This window comes from Streptomyces flavochromogenes (assembly GCF_000717595.1).
In the GTDB taxonomy this organism is placed as follows: domain Bacteria; phylum Actinomycetota; class Actinomycetes; order Streptomycetales; family Streptomycetaceae; genus Streptomyces; species Streptomyces flavochromogenes.
On the sequence record NZ_JNZO01000005.1, the window covers coordinates 135,103 to 153,569 of the forward strand.

The 18,467-nt window shown below is 72.8% G+C and carries 15 protein-coding genes and 1 pseudogene; 2 read left to right on the top strand and 14 right to left on the bottom strand.

The genetic code is table 11. The annotated features are described in order from the left end of the window. Positions 1–89: 89 nt before the first annotated feature. From galK to IF00_RS0107025, 7 genes are all read right to left on the bottom strand, one after another. The gene (gene galK / locus IF00_RS0106995; RefSeq protein ID WP_030315388.1) at positions 90–1,229 is read right to left on the bottom strand and encodes a galactokinase; all 1,140 of its coding nucleotides are present in this window, start codon (positions 1,227–1,229) and stop codon (positions 90–92) included. Continuing rightward, positions 1,226–2,209 carry a UDP-glucose 4-epimerase GalE gene (galE, locus tag IF00_RS0107000; RefSeq protein WP_030315390.1) on the bottom strand — a complete coding sequence of 328 codons (984 nt, stop codon included), beginning with the start codon at positions 2,207–2,209 and terminating at the stop codon, positions 1,226–1,228. Before galE ends, galK begins: the two co-directional genes overlap by 4 nt. After that, positions 2,206–3,249: a galactose-1-phosphate uridylyltransferase gene (galT, locus tag IF00_RS0107005; protein WP_030315392.1), complete on the bottom strand. Its 1,044-nt coding sequence runs from the start codon at positions 3,247–3,249 to the stop codon at positions 2,206–2,208. The genes galE and galT overlap by 4 nt, the downstream gene beginning before the upstream one ends. A 117-nt stretch (positions 3,250–3,366) precedes the next feature. Beyond that, positions 3,367–4,053 (bottom strand): response regulator transcription factor, encoded by a 687-nt coding sequence (locus IF00_RS0107010; RefSeq protein WP_030315394.1) that lies wholly within the window; start codon positions 4,051–4,053, stop codon positions 3,367–3,369. A 160-nt stretch (positions 4,054–4,213) separates the two neighbouring features. Next, positions 4,214–6,025, bottom strand: a complete 1,812-nt coding sequence (locus tag IF00_RS0107015) for an outer membrane protein assembly factor BamB family protein (protein WP_030315396.1) — start codon at positions 6,023–6,025, stop codon at positions 4,214–4,216. Positions 6,026–6,038: 13 nt separating this feature from the next. Then, positions 6,039–7,919: an outer membrane protein assembly factor BamB family protein gene (locus IF00_RS0107020; protein WP_030315399.1), complete on the bottom strand. Its 1,881-nt coding sequence runs from the start codon at positions 7,917–7,919 to the stop codon at positions 6,039–6,041. 112 nt (positions 7,920–8,031) lie between these two features. Then, the gene (locus IF00_RS0107025; RefSeq protein ID WP_030315401.1) at positions 8,032–9,837 is read right to left on the bottom strand and encodes an ABC-F family ATP-binding cassette domain-containing protein; all 1,806 of its coding nucleotides are present in this window, start codon (positions 9,835–9,837) and stop codon (positions 8,032–8,034) included. A 193-nt stretch (positions 9,838–10,030) separates the two neighbouring features. On the opposite strand from IF00_RS0107025, the pseudogene IF00_RS47985 reads away from it, so the two are divergent. Beyond that, positions 10,031–10,309, top strand: a pseudogene (locus IF00_RS47985) (DNA-binding protein); the annotation flags it as partial. Here the strand turns inward: IF00_RS47985 and IF00_RS0107030 are convergent. Next, positions 10,299–11,591, bottom strand: coding sequence for an acyltransferase family protein (locus IF00_RS0107030; protein ID WP_030315403.1), 1,293 nt, complete (start codon positions 11,589–11,591; stop codon positions 10,299–10,301). The pseudogene IF00_RS47985 and the gene IF00_RS0107030 overlap by 11 nt on opposite strands. A 246-nt stretch (positions 11,592–11,837) precedes the next feature. Here IF00_RS0107030 and IF00_RS0107035 point away from each other — a divergent pair, with 246 nt between their 5' ends. Further along, positions 11,838–12,812 carry an NHL repeat-containing protein gene (locus tag IF00_RS0107035; protein ID WP_030315405.1) on the top strand — a complete coding sequence of 325 codons (975 nt, stop codon included), beginning with the start codon at positions 11,838–11,840 and terminating at the stop codon, positions 12,810–12,812. A gap of 17 nt (positions 12,813–12,829) precedes the next feature. Here the strand turns inward: IF00_RS0107035 and IF00_RS0107040 are convergent, their stop codons facing one another. The 6 genes from IF00_RS0107040 to rsmI all read right to left on the bottom strand — a co-directional run bounded on the left by IF00_RS0107040 (position 12,830) and on the right by rsmI (position 18,416). After that, positions 12,830–13,735 carry a 4-(cytidine 5'-diphospho)-2-C-methyl-D-erythritol kinase gene (locus IF00_RS0107040; protein ID WP_030315407.1) on the bottom strand — a complete coding sequence of 302 codons (906 nt, stop codon included), beginning with the start codon at positions 13,733–13,735 and terminating at the stop codon, positions 12,830–12,832. After that, a complete protein-coding gene (gene rsmA / locus IF00_RS0107045; protein ID WP_030315409.1) occupies positions 13,732–14,604 on the bottom strand; it encodes a 16S rRNA (adenine(1518)-N(6)/adenine(1519)-N(6))-dimethyltransferase RsmA in 873 nt (290 codons plus the stop codon). Before rsmA ends, IF00_RS0107040 begins: the two co-directional genes overlap by 4 nt. A 49-nt stretch (positions 14,605–14,653) precedes the next feature. Then, entirely contained in the window at positions 14,654–15,934 is a 1,281-nt protein-coding gene (locus tag IF00_RS0107050) for a resuscitation-promoting factor (protein ID WP_030315411.1), read from the bottom strand. Between the two features lie 71 nt (positions 15,935–16,005). After that, the gene (locus tag IF00_RS0107055; protein ID WP_030315414.1) at positions 16,006–16,875 is read right to left on the bottom strand and encodes a TatD family hydrolase; all 870 of its coding nucleotides are present in this window, start codon (positions 16,873–16,875) and stop codon (positions 16,006–16,008) included. Positions 16,876–16,969: 94 nt separating this feature from the next. Further along, positions 16,970–17,389 carry a hypothetical protein gene (locus IF00_RS0107060; protein WP_030315415.1) on the bottom strand — a complete coding sequence of 140 codons (420 nt, stop codon included), beginning with the start codon at positions 17,387–17,389 and terminating at the stop codon, positions 16,970–16,972. Positions 17,390–17,528: 139 nt separating this feature from the next. Then, positions 17,529–18,416, bottom strand: a complete 888-nt coding sequence (gene rsmI / locus IF00_RS0107065) for a 16S rRNA (cytidine(1402)-2'-O)-methyltransferase (protein ID WP_030315417.1) — start codon at positions 18,414–18,416, stop codon at positions 17,529–17,531. Positions 18,417–18,467 lie beyond the last annotated feature (51 nt).

Genomic DNA, 18,467 nt, shown 5'->3' on the forward strand with positions numbered 1-18,467 from the left:
AACTGTCCGAAGTCGTACGGGAGTACGAAGGGTGTCGGCGGCTCCGTAACGGGCGGTCAGCGCGCCGTACGAGAGTGTCCGCGGGACGGTCAGAGGCGCCGCGCACCTGCCGAGGGGACGGCCGGGAAGATGCCGGGGGCCGCGTGGCCGGCCTCGGCGAAGGCCTTCTCGACGGCGGCGGCGACCGCGTCCGCCCGGTCGGTGTCGACGAGGACGACGGCGGAGCCGCCGAAGCCGCCGCCGGTCATCCGGGCACCGAGCGCCCCGGCGGCGTTCGCCGCCTCGACGACCAGGTCGAGCTCCGGGCAGGAGACCCGCAGATCGTCCCGGAGCGAGGCGTGCCCCTCGGTGAGGACGGGGCCGACGGCCCGGGTGTCCCCGGCGTCGAGCAGCGCGATCGTCCGCTCCACGCGGGCGTTGTCGGTGACGACGTGCCGCACGTAACGCAGAACCGTCTCGTCGCCCAGCAGTGCGAGGGATTCGGGCAGTTGCACGACACTCACGTCGCGCAGGGCCCGGGCGCCGAGCGCCCGCGCACCGGCTTCGCAACCGGCGCGTCGCTCGGCGTACGCGCCGTCGCCGAGCGCGTGCTTCACCCGGGTGTCGACGACGAGCAGCCGCAGCCCCTCCCGTGCCAGGTCGAAGGGGACCTGACGGTACGAGAGGTCCCGGGTGTCCAGATACAGGGCATGGCCCTCCTCGGCGCAGGCGGAGGCCATCTGGTCCATCACCCCGCAGGGGACGCCGACGAACGCGTTCTCGGCGCGCTGGGCGAGCCGGGCGAGCTCGGGCCGGGAGATCCCGAGCCCGAACAGGTCGTTCAGGGCGAGCGCGGTGACGACCTCCAGGGCGGCCGAGGAGGAGAGCCCGGCTCCGGTCGGCACGGTCGAGGTGAGGTGGACGTCCGCGCCGGTGACCGGGTGCCCGGCCTCCCGCAGCGCCCAGACGACGCCGGCCGGGTAGGCCGCCCAGCCGCCGCCGGAGAGCGGTTCGAGGGAGTCGACCGCGAGCTGGACGACGCCGCCGTCGATGTCGGCGGAGTGCAGGCGCAGCACCCCGTCGTCGCGGCGGGCGACGGCGGCGACGGTGGTGTGCGGCAGCGCGAGCGGCAGCACGAACCCGTCGTTGAAGTCGGTGTACTCGCCGATGAGGTTGACCCGGCCGGGGGCGGCCCAGACACCGTCGGGGGCGGCGCCGTACAGCGCCTCGAAGTCGGCGGCGACGCTCATGCCCGACCCCCCTCGTGCCGCGCACGCGCGAAGGCCCAGGCGTCGGCGACGACGTCCGCGAGGTCCGGGCGGGACGGAGTCCAGCCGAGCCGCTCGCGGGCGGCATCGGCGGAGGCGACGAGGACGGCGGGGTCGCCCGCCCGGCGCGGGGCGGTGATCTCCGGGATCGGGTGCCCGGTGACCTTCCGTACGGTCTCGACGACCTCGCGGACGGAGAAGCCGTTGCCGTTGCCGAGGTTGCAGATCAGGTGCTCGCCCGCGGTCATCGCGTCGAGCGCCAGGAGGTGGGCCTCGGCGAGGTCGGCGACGTGGATGTAGTCGCGGACGCAGGTGCCGTCGGGGGTCGGGTAGTCGTCGCCGTACACGGAGATCGCCTCGCGGCCTCCGAGGGCGACCTGGAGGACGAGCGGGACGAGGTGCGACTCGGGTGCGTGGCGCTCGCCGAGGGAGCCGTAGGCCCCCGCGACGTTGAAGTAGCGCAGCGAGACGGCGGCGAGGCCGTGGGCGGCGCACTCCCCGCCGATCATGTGGTCGACGGCGAGCTTGCTCGCCCCGTAGGGGCTCGTGGGGGCGGTCGGGGCGGTCTCGGTGATCGGGACGGTCTCCGGCTCGCCGTACGTCGCGGCGGTGGAGGAGAAGACCAGCCTGCGGACGCCGGCGGAGCGCATGGCGGCGAGCAGGGCCATGGTGCCGCCGACGTTGTTCTCCCAGTACTTCTCGGGCCTGACGACGGACTCCCCGACCTGGGAGAAGGCGGCGAAGTGCAGGACGCCGTCGTAGGAGCCGTCCAGCCACCGCGCCGCGTCCTGGACGCGGCCCTCGATGAACTCGGCGCCCGCCGGGACGGCTTCGGCGAAGCCGGTGGAGAGGTCGTCGAGGACGGTGACCCGATGGCCCCGCTCCAGGAGGTGGGCGGCGACGACGCTGCCCACGTATCCGGCCCCGCCGGTCACCAGGTACTTCTTCACTGCCTCGGTCACTTGCCTGCCACCTCTCGGAGTCGCCGGGCCGCCGTCTCCGGCGGCACGTCGTTGCTGAACGCGCTCATGCCGGACTCCGTGCCCGCGAGGTACTTGAGCCTGCCGGACGTCCGACGGACGGTGAAGAGTTCCAGGTGCAGCGCGAACTCCTCGCGGTCCGCACCGGTGAACGGCGCCTGGTGCCAGGCGGAGATGTACGGCGTCGGCGGCTCCCCCGGTCCGAAGATCCGGTCGAAGCGCCTCAAGAGTTCCAGATAGATCTGTGGGAACTCTGTGCGGGCCTCCTCGTCGAGCGCGCGCAGGTCGGGCACCCGGCGGGTCGGATAGAGGTGGACCTCGTACGGCCAGTGGGCGGCGTACGGCACGAAGGCGATCCAGTGCCCGGTCTCCAGGACGATCCGCTCGGCGTCGGCGCGTTCCCGGGCGACGACGTCGTCGAAGAGGTTTCCGCCGGTGCGGGCCCGGTGCTCGGCCGCCTGGCGCTGCATGAGGGCGGTGCGGGGCGTGGCGAACGGATAGGCGTAGATCTGCCCGTGCGGGTGGGCGAGGGTGACTCCGATCTCGGCGCCGCGGTTCTCGAAGCAGTACACCTGCTCGACACCGGGGCGGGCGGCGAGTTCGGTGGTGCGGTCGGTCCAGGCGTCGAGCACGAGGGCGGCCCGCTCGGGGGTGAGGTCGGCGAAGGAGGCCTCGTGGTCGGCGGTGAAGCAGACGACCTCGCAGCGTCCCGACTCCCCGGCGAGGGTGGGGAAGCGGTTCTCGAAGACGACGACCTCGTAGTCGGGGGCCGGGATCTCGCTCTGCCGTCCGTCGCCGGAGGGGCAGAGCGGGCACTCGCCGACCGGCGGGTGGTACGTCCGGCCCTGCCGGTGCGAGGCGACGGCGACGGAGTCCCCGAGGAGCGCGTCGTACCGGAGCTCGGTGGCCGAGGTGACGGGGTCGAGCGGCCGGGTGTCGACGGCGGTGCGGACGACGTCGTCACGGGTGTCGTAGTAGATCAGCTCGCGCCCGTCGGCGAGCGTGGTGACGGTCTTCTTCACGGGGTGCCCTCCGGCGATTCAAACATAACCACGCACAAGGAATCACATTCCAACATCACCGTCAACGGCGAAGCCCGGCCCCTCCCACGAACGAAGGGACCGGGCTTCACCCGAACGTCAGAGAGAAGGACCCCGCTGCACCGGCAGCGCGCGGTCGAGCAGCCCCGTACGGGCCGCGAGGGCCGCCGCCTCCAGGCGCGACCCCACCCCCAGCTTCATCAGGACCCGCTGCACATGCGTCCGGGCCGTGCTCGACGCGATCCCCATCCCCTCCGCGATCAGCCGGGTGTCCTCCCCCTCCGCGACCCGGACGAGGACCTCCACCTCCCGCTGCGTCAGGAGCCGCAGCAGCCGCTGGCCCTCGTCGTCCGGCTGCGCCGAAGGGTGCAGCAGCTCGGCGAAGGCCGACTGGAGCAGCTGCGGCGCCACCGCCGACTCCCCCGCCCGCGCCTTCACCAGGGCACGCTCGACGCCCTCGATGCGCTCGTCGTGCCGGACGTACCCCGAGGCCCCGGCGGCGAACGCCGCCGCGATCCCGCGCGGCGAGGGCACCGGGCCGAGCACCACCACGGCCACCTGCGGCCGCTCGCGCTTGATCCGTACGACCACGTCGAAGGCCCCCGGTTCGGCCGGGGCGGCCGTGCCCAGGAGACAGACCTCCGGCGCCCGGCTCACCACCAGCTCCGCCGCCCCCGCCACCGGCGCGGCCGCCGCGAGCACCCGGTGCCCGCGCAGCTTCAGCGCCGAGGCCAGAGCCTCCGCGAGCAGGCGGTGGTCGTCCACCACCACGAGCCGTACGCCCATCCCGGTCATCCCCCATCCTCCGGGCCGCCGTCCACCGGCCACCCGCTCGACCCCGAATTCCTCACCCACGGGCACCCCGCGCAAACGGCCCGGCGCGTCGGGGTGAACCGACGCGCCGGGCCGCGCGCACCTCATGGACATCCGTGCGATGTCAACGAGTTCAGTGGGTGCTGAACGACACCGCCAGATACTCCTTGTCGGCCGGCGACGCCGACGCCCGCGGCTTGGAGAGCATCATGTCGGACATGAACACCCGCCCGTCGCCGTACAGGATCTCCGCGTAGTCCGGGGAGAAGCCCTTCTCCACGTCATGGGTGACCTTGTCCGCCGGGTTCTCCAGGAGGAGCGTCTCCTTCATCGTGCCGCCGTCGACGGAGACGATCCGGCCGCCCTGGTTGTAGGGCGCCTCCTTGTACGCGATGACGTTGCCGCCGTCCATGCGGAGCGGGATCAGGGAGTACTTGTCACCCGCGTCCGCCTTCTCCGGCGCCGTCTTCCCGGTGGCCAGGTCGAAGGCGATGAGCTCGTTCGTCTCGTCGCCGAACTCCCCGGTGGAGCCCTCGTGCTCCTCGGTCGGCACGTACAGCCGGCCGTTGCCGACGACGACCTTCGTGCACGACTCGACCTTCGTCGAGCGACAGCGGGCCGCGTACTGGTCGGCGTCCGCCGTGATCTTCGCCTTCAGCTTCCCGGTCTTCTCGTCGAGGGAGAAGAAGTCCGAGATGCCGCTGCCGTCGCCGGCGCTGTCGCCGACGTCCGCCGCGACGACCAGCGGCTTGGTGGAGACCACCGACGCGTACTTCACACCGGTCGGCATCTTGAACTGCGAGACCGGGGCGCCCGTCATCGGGTCGAGGTTCTGGATCATCACGTACTGGGCGTCGTAGGTGCCGCACTTGCGGACCGCGACGAGACCCTCGCCGCCGCCGTATCCCAGGTCGTAGCAGCCCTGGTCGTTGGCCTGCGGCTTCCAGCGCGGGTTGCCGTTGGCGATGTCGAAGGCGGCGCCCCCGTCGGAGCCGCCGGCCGCGACCGTCTTCCCGCTGAGCGTGACCTCGCCGAACCGGACCTTCTGGTCGCCGGCGGTGCCGCCGGTGACCGAGGTGGACCACAGCAGCTTTCCGGCGTTCAGGTCGACCACGCCGACCTCGGTGCACTGCTGGTAGTAGCGCGGCGCGACCCGCTTCTTGGCCTCGAAGAGGATCGCCAGCTTGTTGTCGGCCGTCAGATGGCGCGAGCTGCCGCAGACCTGACCGGTCAGCGGCAACGTCCACAGGACGGAGCCCTTGTCGCGGTCGTAGGCGACGATCGCGTTGACGCCCGTCTTCACGTACGCCTTGTCGGTGAGCCAGGAACCCGTGACGTCGGTGACGTCCGGCACCACCGGCTGCTCCACCTTGAACGTCAGCTTCGCCCCGGTGTTCGCCGGCGGCTTCTCCTTGCCGCCGCCACCGATGCCCTTGGTGTCGCCGGACCCGCCGTCGGCGCCCTGCGAGGCGCCGCCGGTGCCCTTCGACTCGTCGGTCTTGGGCCCGGCGTCACCGGAGTTGGCGTACCAGATGCCGCCACCGATGATCAGGACGACGGCGACGGCCGCCGCGATGACGATCTGGAGCTGCGCCGACAGCTTCCTGCCGCCGCCCGGAGCCGCGGCCGGGACCGCGGCCGTGGGGGGCTGCTGGTACCCGCCGTAGGGCTGCTGCTGGGGCGGATAGCCGTACGGGGGCTGGGCCGGCTGCTGGTAGCCGGCGCCGTAGGACTGCTGCGGCTGCGTGGGCGGCTGCGCCGGGTAGCCGTACGGCTGCTGCGGCGGCGGTGCCTGCTGCGGGTAGCCGTAACCGGGCTCCGGCTGCGGCGGCGGTGCCTGCTGCGGGTAGCCGTAACCGGGCTCCGGCTGCGGCGGCGTCGGGGCGCCGAAGCCGCCCTGCGGGTCAGGGGGCTGGTTCGGCGGGGGTGGGGGTGGCTGCGTCATCGGTCCGTGTACCTCACTTGCTGAAGGCCATCATCGTCTTGACCAGCTTTTCTTCCTTGTCGTTCGACGCGGAGACGCGTCCGCTCGCCACGACGAAGGTGCCGGCGCCGTACGCGTAGCCCGGGCTGTAGAAGTTGCTCTCGACCTGGGCCGTCGACGCCGGGTGCTGGAGCAGGATCTTCGGCGCACCGCCGGTGGGGGCGATCGTCGCGACGGCGCCGCCCTTGTCGTACGACGGGTCCACGTAGACCAGGACCTGGCCGCCCTCCATGCGGAGCGGGATCATCGACTGCTCACCGGGCGCCTTGGAGCGCCACTTGGCCTTGCCGTTCTTCAGGTCGAAGGCGACGACCTCGTTGGGGGTGCCGTACGAGGTCTCGGTGGCCATGTAGAAGGTGTTCGCGTCGGCCGCGACTCCCGTGCAGCCCTGGAGGTTCTTGCCGAAGATGACGAAGCCGCCGCCGCACGAGGGGGCGAACTTGTCCTTGCCCCCCTGGATCTGCGAGCGGAGCGAACCGTTCGGGTTGAGCGCGAAGATGGTCCACTTCTTCTGCTCGCGCTGGGTGGCGGAGACGACCAGCGGGTCGATCGAGTAGACCCGGTCCACCTCCCAGTCGGTCTCCAGCTTGAAGGTCCACTTGGGCTTGCCCGTGTTCGGGTCGACCTCGCTGACGCCCTGGATCTTCTTGGTGGTGCTGCCCGACGGGCAGTCCACGGCGGCGATCAGCTTGCTGCCGCCGGCGTACGCGAAGGGCTTACAGCCGGTCGTCGCGCCGGTGAAGAGCTGCTTGCCGTCGGTCAGCGAGAAGCCGTAGGAGCTGCTGGAGCCGGAGACCGTCACCGTGTTGCCACTGATGGACAGGGTGTTGTCCGAGAAGGCGAACAGGCCCTTGGGCTTCGGTACGGCCTTCTTCCAGCCCGCCTTGCCGGTCTTCAGGTCGATCTGCTGGAGCGAGGTGCACTTGGCGCCGTCCTTGGCGCTCTCGGCGTAGGCGAAGACCATGACGCCGTTCGCCGAGGGCTCGGCGGGCGCGGCGCACAGCTCGAACGGCACGTCGACGTGCCACTTCGGGGCCCCGTCGCTCAGGTTGTAGCCGGAGACGCCCTTGTACATGGCCTTGACGACGGTGTCGCCGACGATCCACGGACCGAGGACGTCGGAGCCGTTGCGGGGCAGGTCGACGTCGTTCTGGAGCAGCCAGTTGACCTTGGCCTCGCCCGCCTGGCGCCCGGCGTTGAGGTCGTCCTCACCGCCCTTGGACCCGTCGCCCGAGCCGTCGCCCTTGTCCACCGACTCGGTGGGCTTGGGGGCGCCGGAGGAGGAACTGGCGGTGGCGGTCGGACCGGCGATCGGGTCCTTCTCGTCGTCCCCGCCGCCGACGACGGCCCAGGTGGTGACGGCGGCCACCAGGACGGCTCCCGCGGCGATGGCGGCGACGAGACCGGTGCGGCCCTTGAGACCTCCGCCGGAGGACGGCGGGGTCGGGGCACCCTGGTACATCGGCTGGGTGGGGTACCCGCCGTAGGGGTTCTGCTGCTGGCCGTACGGTCCCGGCTGCTGCGGCTGGCCGTAGCCGGGCTGCTGGCCCTGCTGCGGGTACCCGTAGGGCTGCTGCGGGGGCTGCTGGCCGTACGGACCCGGCTGACCGGGCTGGCCCTGCTGCGGGTATCCGTAACCGGGCTGCGGCTGCTGGCCGTACGGTCCGGGCGCGGCGGGCGGCGCGGCCGGGGGCGCGCTCGGGGGCACGCCGGGCGGGCCGGCGGGCGGCGGCGGAGTCTGCGGTGCCTGCGGCGGGACGGGCGGCACGGGCGGCGTGCCCTGGTGCGGGCCCTGGTTCGGATCCTGGGGAGCTCCGAAGCCCCCCGGCGGCTGGTTGCTGGGCGGCTGGGTCATCAGCAGTTCCCCCTTGACGTGAGCGGGTTTTCTTTCTACCACTCGCGCGCCGGCGCAAAAGCGACCGGTCCGCCCCTTGTACCCAAGGGAGGACCGGCCTGTGATGCCCTCGTTATGCGTCCTCGGCCAGTTCGAGCCAGCGCATCTCCAATTCCTCGCGTTCACCCGCGAGTTCCCGCAGCTCCGCGTCGAGCTTCGCGACCTTCTCGAAATCGGTCGCGTTGTCGGCGATCTGCGTGTGCAGCTTGGCCTCCTTCTGGGAGACCTTGTCGAGCTGTCGCTCGACCTTCTGCAGCTCCTTCTTGGCGGCGCGGCTGTCGGCCGCGGAGACGCCCGGCTTCGCCTGCGCGGGCGCCGCGGCGGGCGCCGGGACGGCCGCCTCGATCATCTTCCGGCGCCGCTCCAGGTACTCGTCGATGCCGCGGGGCAGCATCCGCAGGGTCTGGTCGCCGAGCAGCGCGAGCGTCCGGTCGGTGGTGCGCTCGATGAAGAACCGGTCGTGGGAGATGACGACCATGGAGCCCGGCCAGCCGTCGAGGAGGTCCTCCAGCTGGGTGAGGGTCTCGATGTCGAGGTCGTTGGTGGGCTCGTCGAGGAAGAGGACGTTCGGCTCGTCCATCAGCAGGCGGAGCAGCTGGAGGCGGCGGCGCTCACCGCCGGAGAGGTCGCCGACGGGCGTCCACTGCTTCTCCTTGGAGAAGCCGAACTGCTCGCAGAGCTGCCCGGCGGTCATCTCGCGGCCCTTGCCGAGGTCGACCCGGTCGCGGATCTGCTGGACGGCCTCCAGGACCCGCAGGGTGCCGGGGAGCTCGGTGACGTCCTGCGAGAGGTAGGCGAGCCGGACGGTCTTGCCGACGGTGACACTGCCGGCCGCGGGCTGGATCTCGCCCTGGCTGACGGCGGCGTCGGCGAGTGCGCGCAGGAGTGAGGTCTTGCCCGCGCCGTTGACGCCGACGAGGCCGATGCGGTCGCCGGGACCCAGCTGCCAGGTGAGGTGCTGGAGAAGGGTCTTGGGACCGGCGGTGACGGTCACGTCCTCCAGGTCGAACACGGTCTTGCCGAGCCGGGCGTTGGCGAACTTCATCAGCTCGGACGTGTCGCGCGGCGGCGGCACGTCGGCGATCAGCTCGTTGGCGGCCTCGATGCGGTAGCGGGGCTTGGACGTGCGGGCGGGGGCGCCGCGCCGCAGCCAGGCCAGCTCCTTGCGCATCAGGTTCTGCCGCTTGGACTCCTCGGTGGCGGCGATGCGCTCGCGCTCGGCGCGGGCGAACACGTAGTCGGAGTAGCCGCCCTCGTACTCGTGCACGGCACCGCGCTGCACATCCCACATGCGGGTGCAGACCTGGTCGAGGAACCAGCGGTCGTGGGTGACGCAGACGAGCGCGGACCGGCGCTCCTGGAGGTGCTTGGCCAGCCAGGAGATGCCCTCGACGTCGAGGTGGTTGGTGGGCTCGTCGAGGACGATCAGGTCCTGGTCCTCGATGAGCAGCTTGGCGAGCGCGATGCGGCGGCGCTCGCCGCCGGAGAGCGGGCCGATGACGGTGTCCAGGCCGTTCTCGAAGCCGGGCAGGTCGAGCCCGCCGAAGAGCCCGGTGAGCACGTCGCGGATCTTGGCGCTGCCGGCCCACTCGTGGTCGGCCATGACGCCGATGACCTCGTGCCGGACGGTGGCCTTCGGGTCGAGCGAGTCGTGCTGGGTGAGCACGCCGAGGCGCAGCCCGCCGCTGTGGGTGACGCGGCCGGTGTCGGCCTCCTCCAGCTTGGCCAGCATCCGGATGAGGGTGGTCTTGCCGTCGCCGTTGCGGCCGACGACTCCGATCCGGTCCCCTTCGGAGACGCCGAGCGAGACGCCGTCGAGCAGTGCACGGGTGCCGTACACCTTGCTGACAGCCTCGACATTGACCAGATTGACGGCCACTTTGACTCCTGTACGGGGGATCGATCGATCTCCCAGAGTACGTTGCCGCGTACGCCGCACCGACGGGCAGCTGGGGCGCGACGGCCTCGGCGAACTCATCGCGGTGGCCGGGGCCGGGCACGGACGCGGAGATCCGGGCACGACGCGAGCGGCTGCGCCGGGCCCGTGAGCAGCAGGGCGGTCCGGAAACGAGCGCGTCGTGACGAGCGCCGCCGCTCAGGTGGAGGTGATGCGACCGCGCATCGATCCCGCGGCCCTGGAATGGCCCCTGTCCCACCTCGTCGTCGAGCCCGTGACGTACCCCGTCGTGCGTCGAGCGGCGGCCCTCCTCGCCGAGAACGGGCTGCACGGCCACGCGTACGCCGACGGTCGCCGCGACGGCCCTCGCGGCACCGGGCCCGTCTCTGTGCTCACCTCGGACCCGGAGGACCTCGTCGGCCCCTGCGGAGGCCGGGCGGCCGTCATCGCGATCCGATGCGCCCCGCCCGCTCCACCAGGAGCCAGCCCGCCAGGGCCAGGCCGACGGCCGCCGGGGCCGTGACCGGGACGGCGATCAGAGTGGCCGAGTGACCGTCGAGGAGTCCCGCGAAGCCCGTCAGGGAGAGGCCCAGGACGCCGAAGAGCGCGAGCGTGATGCCGACCGCCGCCACGGGGCCGCCCTCGCCGGTCGCCGGGGCGGCCGGGACCGGGGCCTCGAAGCGACGGAAGGCGGCCACGAGCAGCGCCGTGAGAAGGCCCGCAGCGAGGAAGCGGAGGGGGACCTGCGCCCACCAGGATCCGGTCGCCGGGGCGGGCAGCTCCGCACCGAGGCCGAGCATCGCCCCGTACACCCCGAGCATCGCCGTCAGGTGCCAGAGGAACGCGGTCATCGCGATCCCGTTCGCGGCGACCACCGCCCGCCACACCGAGGCCCGGGCCACGAGCCGCGCCCCGGGGCCCCGGAGCAGCTCGACCGCGCCGACCAGCCACAGGCCGTGGCAGAGCAGGGCGAGGGTCGGCGGGGCCATGTTGGAGACCTTCTCACCGGGCATCCCCACCATCGACAGCGGATACGGTCCCAGGGCGACGAGCGCGGTCGCGCCGAGCAGGCCCGCGCCGGCGAGCAGGGCGGGGCGGCGGATCATGCCGTCGGCGCGGAGGAACCCGAGCTGGTGGACCGCCAGCCACACGAACGCGAAGTTCAGGAACTCGACGAACGGCACGTCCGCCGTGAACCGCAGCACGTCCACCGCGACCGCGCCGCCCGCGAGCGCCGCGAACGCGCCCCAGCCCCAGCGCTCGTGCAGCCGCAACAGCGGCGGGGTGAACGCGACCATCGCCAGATAGATCCCTATGAACCAGAGCGGCTGGGTGACCAGCCGCAGCGCGACCCCGGTGAGCCCTCCGTCCGCCCCGGACAGCTGGAGGAGGAGCGCGGCGGCGCCCCAGACACCGACGAAGACCATCGTCGGCCGCAGCAGCCGCTGGAGCCGGGCCCGCAGGAAGGCCGCGTACTGCGGCCGGGAGCGGTGGGCGAGGGCGTGCGAGAAGCCGCCGACGAAGAAGAACACGGGCATCACCTGGAACAGCCAGGTCACCACCTGGAGTTCGGGCACGACGGCGAGCAGATTGCCGACCTGTCCGTCGGTGGTGACGGCCGCCATCAGCCAGTGCCCGAGCACGACGACGGCGAGCGAGGCGACCCGGAGCAGATCGACGTACCGGTCCCGGCTCGCCGGCGTTGCGGCGGCGAGCTCACGCGCGCTGATTCCCATGCCCGTACGGTCCCGCGGTCGGCCTCGCGGCCGACAGGGCGCTGATACTCAACCGGCGCGTGAGTACGGGCCTCCCGGCCCCCGGGGCGCAGTACCGAGCGGCCCGCCTCCCGGACCCCCGCGCGCAGTGCCAACCGGCCCCATGCCGTCGGCCACGCGGGCGACCTCCCGGCCGGGGCTGCCCGCCCCCCGAACCGGCGGGGCGCCATGTTCTTCTCACACCCCCCCCCACCCGAGGAGAAGCACGTGCAGAAACGCCCACGCCTCGCCGCCGTCGCCACCGCCACCGCCGCCCTCGCCGTGATCGCGGCGGGCCCCGCGTCGGGTGGCGATCCGACCGTGTCCGACCCCCGGATCGTCGCCCACTTCGACTTCGCCGCCGGGCAGACCGCGGAGAACATCGCCCTCGAACCCGACGGCTCCGCCGACATCACCTTCGCCTTCGCCCACCAGGTCGCCCGCGTCACCAAGGAGGGCGGGACGACGATCCTCGCCACCCTGCCCGAGGTGCCGGACGCGCAGACGCCCGTCGGCGGGGCCGTCGCCCTGGGCATCGCCCGCGCCCACGACGGCACCCTGTACGTCACCTACGTCACCGGCACGGAGGAGACCGGCGTCTGGCGCATCGCGCCCGGCGGCGGCGAGCCGGAGCAGATCGGGTTCTTCCCGGTGGACTCCTTCCCCAACGGGCTCGCCCTCGACGAGAAGTGCGGCACCCTCTACACCGCCGACTCGCGGCTCGGCAGGGTGTGGAGCCTCCCGGTGACCGGCGGCACGCCCACGGCCTGGGCCACCGGGGCCGCGCTCGAACCCACCGCGCAGGTCCCCTTCGGCGCCAACGGCCTCAAGGTCCACCACGGTGCCGTCTGGGTGTCCAACACCGCACGTGAGACGTTGCTGCGCATCCCGGTCGGTCCCGGTCCCGACCATGCGGCAGGTCCGGTCGAGACCCGGGCGACCGGGCTCACGTCCATCGACGACTTCGCCTTCACCGGGCACGGCGACACGGTCCTCGCCGCGCTGAACCAGGTCGACGAGCTGGAGCTCGTCCTGCCCGACGGCAGCCACAGGACCGTGCTCACCGGCGCGGACGGCCTCGACAACCCGACCTCCGTGGCGGTGCGCGCCAAGACGGTCTACGTGAACAGCGCGGCCTTCTTCAACACGCTGGACCCGGACCCGAACCTGCTCCTGGCCCGGATCTCCAAGAACAAGCTCTGAACACGTTCCGACACGTTCTAGAGAACGGTGGCGCCCGGCGCCGGCGACGTCGCCACCCGCGCCGTGCGGCAGGTGCCCGAGGCGATCAGGGCGGCGGCGACCGTCTCCGCGGACTCCGCGTCCTTCACGAGGAAGGCGGTCGTCGGGCCCGAGCCCGAGACCAGGGCCGCCAGCGCGCCCGCCTCCGTGCCCGCCGTCAGCGTCTCCGCGAGCGACGGGCGCAGGGAGAGCGCCGCCGCCTGGAGGTCGTTGGCGAGGGCGGCCGCGAGCGCGGTCGTGTCGCCGGTGCGCAGGGCGTCCAGGAGGACCTTGGAGGCGGCCGGCTCGGGGACCTCGACGCCCTCGGTGAGCCGGTCGAACTCGCCGAACACCACCGGGGTCGAAAGACCGCCGTCGGCGACGGCGAACACCCAGTGGAAGCCGCCGCCGACCGGCAGCTCCGTCAGGTTCTCGCCGCGCCCGGTGCCGAGTGCCGCTCCGCCGATCAGGCTGAACGGCACGTCGCTGCCGAGCTCGGCGCAGATCTCCAGGAGTTCCTCGCGGGAGGAGTCCAGGCCCCACAGCGCGTCGCAGGCGAGCAGGGCGCCCGCGCCGTCCGCGCTGCCGCCGGCCATGCCGCCGGCGACCGGGATGTCCTTGGCGATGTGCAGGTGCACGCCCGGGGCGATGCCGTGCCGGGCGGCGAGCAGCTCGGCGGCGCGCGCGGCCAGGTTGGTGCGGTCCAGCGGCACCTTGTCGGCGTCCCGTCCCTCGCAGGTGACGGTCAGCCCGTCGGACGGGGTCGCGGTGACCTCGTCGTGGAGGGAGACCGCGAGGAAGACGCTGGCCAGGTCGTGGAAGCCGTCGGGGCGGGCCGCGCCCACCGCGAGCTGGACGTTGACCTTGGCGTGGACCCGGACGGTGACGCTCTCCGCGGCGGTCATGCCTTCGCCTCCGCGATCCGGGCGAACTCCTCCACCGTCAGCGCCTCGCCGCGCGCCTGCGGCGAGATCCCGGCCTTCACCAGGGCCTCCTCCGCCGCCGCGGGCGAGCCGGCCCACGTCGCGAGGGCGGCGCGCAGAGTCTTGCGGCGCTGGGCGAAGGCCGCGTCGACGACCGCGAAGACCTCCTGCCGGGTGGCGGTGGTCGCGAGCGGTTCGGTGCGGCGGACGAGGGAGACGAGGCCGGAGTCGACGTTCGGTGCGGGCCAGAAGACGTTGCGGCCGATGGACCCGGCACGCTTGACCTCCGCGTACCAGTTGGCCTTGACCGACGGCACGCCGTACACCTTGTTGCCCGGCTTGGCGGCGAGCCGGTCGGCGACCTCGGCCTGGACCATGACGAGCGTCCGCTCGATGCTCGGGAACCGCTCCAGCATGTGGAGCAGGACGGGCACGGCGACGTTGTACGGCAGGTTCGCGACGAGCGCGGTCGGCGCCGGGCCCGGCAGCTCCTGGACCTGCATCGCGTCGGAGTGCACGAGTGCGAAGCGGTCGGCGCGGGCGGGCATGCGGGCGGCGATCGTGGCGGGCAGCGCGGCGGCGAGCACATCGTCGATCTCGACGGCCGTCACGCGGTCCGCGGCCTCCAGGAGGGCCAGGGTGAGGGAGCCGAGTCCGGGACCCACCTCCACGACCACGTCGTCGGGCCGCACCCCGGCCGTGCGGACGATCCGCCGGACGGTGTTGGCGTCGATGACGAAGTTCTGGCCCTTCTGCTTCGTGGGGCGTACGCCGAGGGCGGCCGCCAGTTCACGGATGTCGGCGGGGCCGAGGAGGGCGTCGGGGCTTTCGGGGCCGGTGGTGGTGCTCACCGGTACAGCCTACGGGGCACCCGTGGGGCACCCTACAACTCACCCCGTCTCACCCGTGCAGCCGCCGTCCGCAGTGGGGCCACGGACTCGCCCCCCGCTGCACGTACAGCTTCTTCGCACGGAACGTCTGCTCGGCGGCGGGCGCGTTCTGAGCGACTCCGCTGCCGCCGAGGGAGCGCCAGGTGCCGGGGTCGAACTGGTAGAGCCCGCCGTACGTCCCCGAGGGGTCGACGGCGTTCGGGCGGCCGCCGGACTCGCAGGCGGCGAGCGCTCCCCAGTCGAGGCCGTCGGCGCCCGCGACGGAGGTCGGCATGGGCCTGGTGCCGATCCGGACCCGCCGGCTGACGGGTTCGCGGACGATCTCCTCGCCGATCCGGCGGGGCCGCTGCTTGACGCCGTTGACCGTCCGCAGGCTGTACGTGACACGGCGGACGCCCGCCGCGCCCTGCCGGTCGACGACCTCGGTGCCGACGAAGAGCTCGGGGTCGCGGGCCCTCTCGACGGCGTACGGCACGGCCTCCTCGCGCGTCACCTTCGAGCCGGTGATCCGCAGCACGGTGACCGTCTGGCCGTCGCGCGGGAAGGACTCGGGGACGACGGAGGTGGCGTCCTGCGCGGAGAGGGTGATCCCGGCCTCGGCGAGGGCCTCGCGGACGGTGGCGGCGTTCGTCCGGACGGTCCGCTCGCGCCCGTCGGCGAGGAAGGTCACCGTCCGCTCGGTCCGTACGTCGAGGGCGAGTCCGTCGCGGGAGATGGCGGCGCCTCGGGAGACCGAGAGAAACGCGCCCTCCGCGCGGACCCCGAGCTGGCGCAGCGCGCCCTCGACGGTCCGGGCGGTCGTCCAGACCTGGCGGCGCTGCCCGTCGAGGGTGAGGGCGACGGGGCGTCCGTACCGGACGACGATCTCGTCGCCGCTGGCCAGGGCCTCGGCGGGGGCGGGCGCGACGATGTCGTGGGCGCCGACGGCCAGGCCCTCGTCGGCGAGCAGTTCCTCGACGTCGTCGGCGAAGGTGTGGAGGGTACGCGGGACGCCGTCGACGGAGAGCCGGACGGCCTTGTCGTCGGCGACGAACGCGCTGGTGCCGCCGGCGAGGAAGGCCACGACGAGTGCCTGCGGGACGAGCCGCCGCAGCCCGTCCCCGGTGGCTCCCGAGGCCTTGCGGCGGCGGGCGGCGCGCCGGGACCCGGCCCGGGAGCCCTGCCCGGGGACGAGGCCCGGCGCGGCACCCGGGGCGGGGACGACGAGCGGCGCGGCCTGGGTCGGCTGGTCGTGCACGGACAGGGGCGCGCCCCGCCGTCCGGCGCGGTGACTGCCCTGGGAAGTGCTCACGAGGCCGGGACCCTACCCGGGCACTCCTCACGCGGTGCGTCGATCCGGCTACGACACGTAACCGTTATGGATCAGTAATCGAAGGCGCGGGCCGTGTTCACGGCGATCGCCTCGGCCATCTCGTTCTCGCCGATGCCGCGCACCTCCGCCATCGCCCGGAGGGTGACGGGGATCAGGTACGGGGCGTTCGGGCGGCCGCGGTAGGGCGCGGGGGTGAGGAAGGGGGCGTCGGTCTCGACGAGGACGAGTTCCAGCGGGGCGACGGCGAGAGCGTCGCGCAGGTGCTGGGCGTTCTTGAAGGTGACGTTGCCGGCGAAGGACATGTAGTAGCCCTTGGCGGCGCAGATCTCGGCCATGGCGGCGTCGCCGGAGTAGCAGTGGAAGACGGTCCGCTCGGGGGCGCCCTCCTCGTCCAGGACGCGCAGCACGTCGGCGTGGGCCTCGCGGTCGTGGATGACGAGCGCCTTGCCGTGCCGCTTGGCGATCTCGATGTGGGCGCGGAAGGAACGCTCCTGCGCGGCGATGCCCTCGGGTCCCGTACGGAAGAAGTCGAGGCCGGTCTCGCCGACGCCGCGCACGTAGGGGAGGGCGGCGAGCCGGTCGATCTCGGAGAGCGCGTCGTCGAGGGCGGAGTCGCCGCCGCCTGCGCGGGCCCCCTGCCGGGACCATCCGTCGGGGTCCCCCAGGACGATCCGGGGCGCTTCGTTGGGGTGCAGGGCGACGGCCGCGTGCACGTGCTCGTGGGCGGCGGCGGTCTCCGCGGCCCACTGGGAGCCCTTCACGTCGCAGCCGACCTGGACGACCGTGGTCACCCCGACGGCGGCGGCCTTGACCAGAGCCTCCTCGACGGTCCCCGACTGGAGGTCCAGGTGGGTGTGCGAGTCCGCGACCTCCACGAGGAGGGGTTCGGGCAGCGGCGGCGGGGCGTCCTTGGCACTCATGACCCCGATCGTACGAAAGTCATGAGTGCCGGCGCGCGCCGATATGCCGGGCCCGGGGCGGGCCGCCGGCCCCCGGGCCCGGGCCGCTCCCGGGCTACTGGCGGCGCCTGAAGGGGTGCAGCAGGTCGGACAGGTGCCAGTGGTGCGGCACCGGCGGCTGCTCGGGGGCGTCCTCGGTCAGCTCCTGACCGATGGGACCGGCCATCGAGACGGGCTTGGTGGCCCGCGCCCCCTGCTGGTGCTTCTCCGTCGCGGCGATCAGGTCGAGCACCGACGACACCTGCCCCGCGCGCATGATCCGGACGACGTGACCGCCGCAGTTCATGCAGGTGGGGCTGGACAGCGGGGACGGAACCCGCTCTCCCTCCGCCTTGTAGACGACGAATTCGTGGCCGGCGGCGTCGACGTGGTGCTCGATGTCGTACGCCTGCTCCCAGCCGTACCCACAGCGCATGCAGGCAAAGGCGTACGCCTCATGGGCGACGGATATGCCGGTGCCGGTGATCTCGGTCATTCCAGCTCCTCTCCACTGATCCAGTGGACGCCTTTTCGGGCCGGAGCGCATCAGCACGGGTCGAACCATGGAAGGCATTTGGCACTTCCCTTGCCAAGAGCCCTGAGACGGGTTCCCGCGCCGGGTTCGGCTTTGCCTTTCAGATTAGTCCTTTACCGTTTCCGGGGCCCGGTCCAGCCGCATTCTTTGCCGCCACGACGGCATCGAACACCTCGCGCTTGGGAAGCCCCGCGTCGGCGGCGACCGCGGCGATCGCCTCCTTGCGCCGCTCGCCCGCCTCCTCGCGCACCCGCACCCTGCGCACCAGCTCCTCGGCGTCGAGTTCGGCCGGTCCCGTCTCGGGGGCGCCCTCGACGACGACGGTGATCTCGCCCCGCACGCCCTCGGCCGCCCAGGCCGCGAGCTCGGCCAGCGGGCCGCGCTTGACCTCCTCGTACGTCTTGGTCAGCTCGCGGCAGACGGCGGCTCGGCGCTCGGCGCCGAAGACCTCGGCCATCGCGGCGAGGGTGTCGTCGAGCCGGTGCGGGGCCTCGAAGTAGACGAGGGTGCGGCGCTCGTCGGCGACCTCGCGGAGGCGGCCGAGGCGCTCGCCGGCCTTCCTGGGCAGGAAGCCCTCGAAGCAGAAGCGGTCCACGGGCAGGCCCGAGAGGGCGAGCGCGGTGAGCACGGCGGACGGGCCGGGGACGGCCGTCACCTTGATGTCCTGCTCGACGGCGGCGGCGACGAGCCGGTAGCCGGGGTCCGACACGGACGGCATGCCCGCGTCGGTGACGAGCAGCACACGCGCGCCGCCGACGAGGGCCTCGACCAGCTCCGGCGTACGGGCGGACTCGTTGCCCTCGAAGTAGGAGACGACACGGCCCGTCGTGTGGATGCCCAGGGCACGGGTCAGTCCGCGCAGCCTCCGGGTGTCCTCGGCGGCCACGATGTCCGCGTTCTCCAGTTCGGTGGCGAGTCGGGGCGGAGCGTCCGCGATGTCACCGATGGGGGTCCCTGCGAGTACCAGCGTTCCTGTCACACGTCCCATCCTCCCAGCCCGGAGAGGCGACGCGCACAGGCGCGTTCCCTACGATGGCGC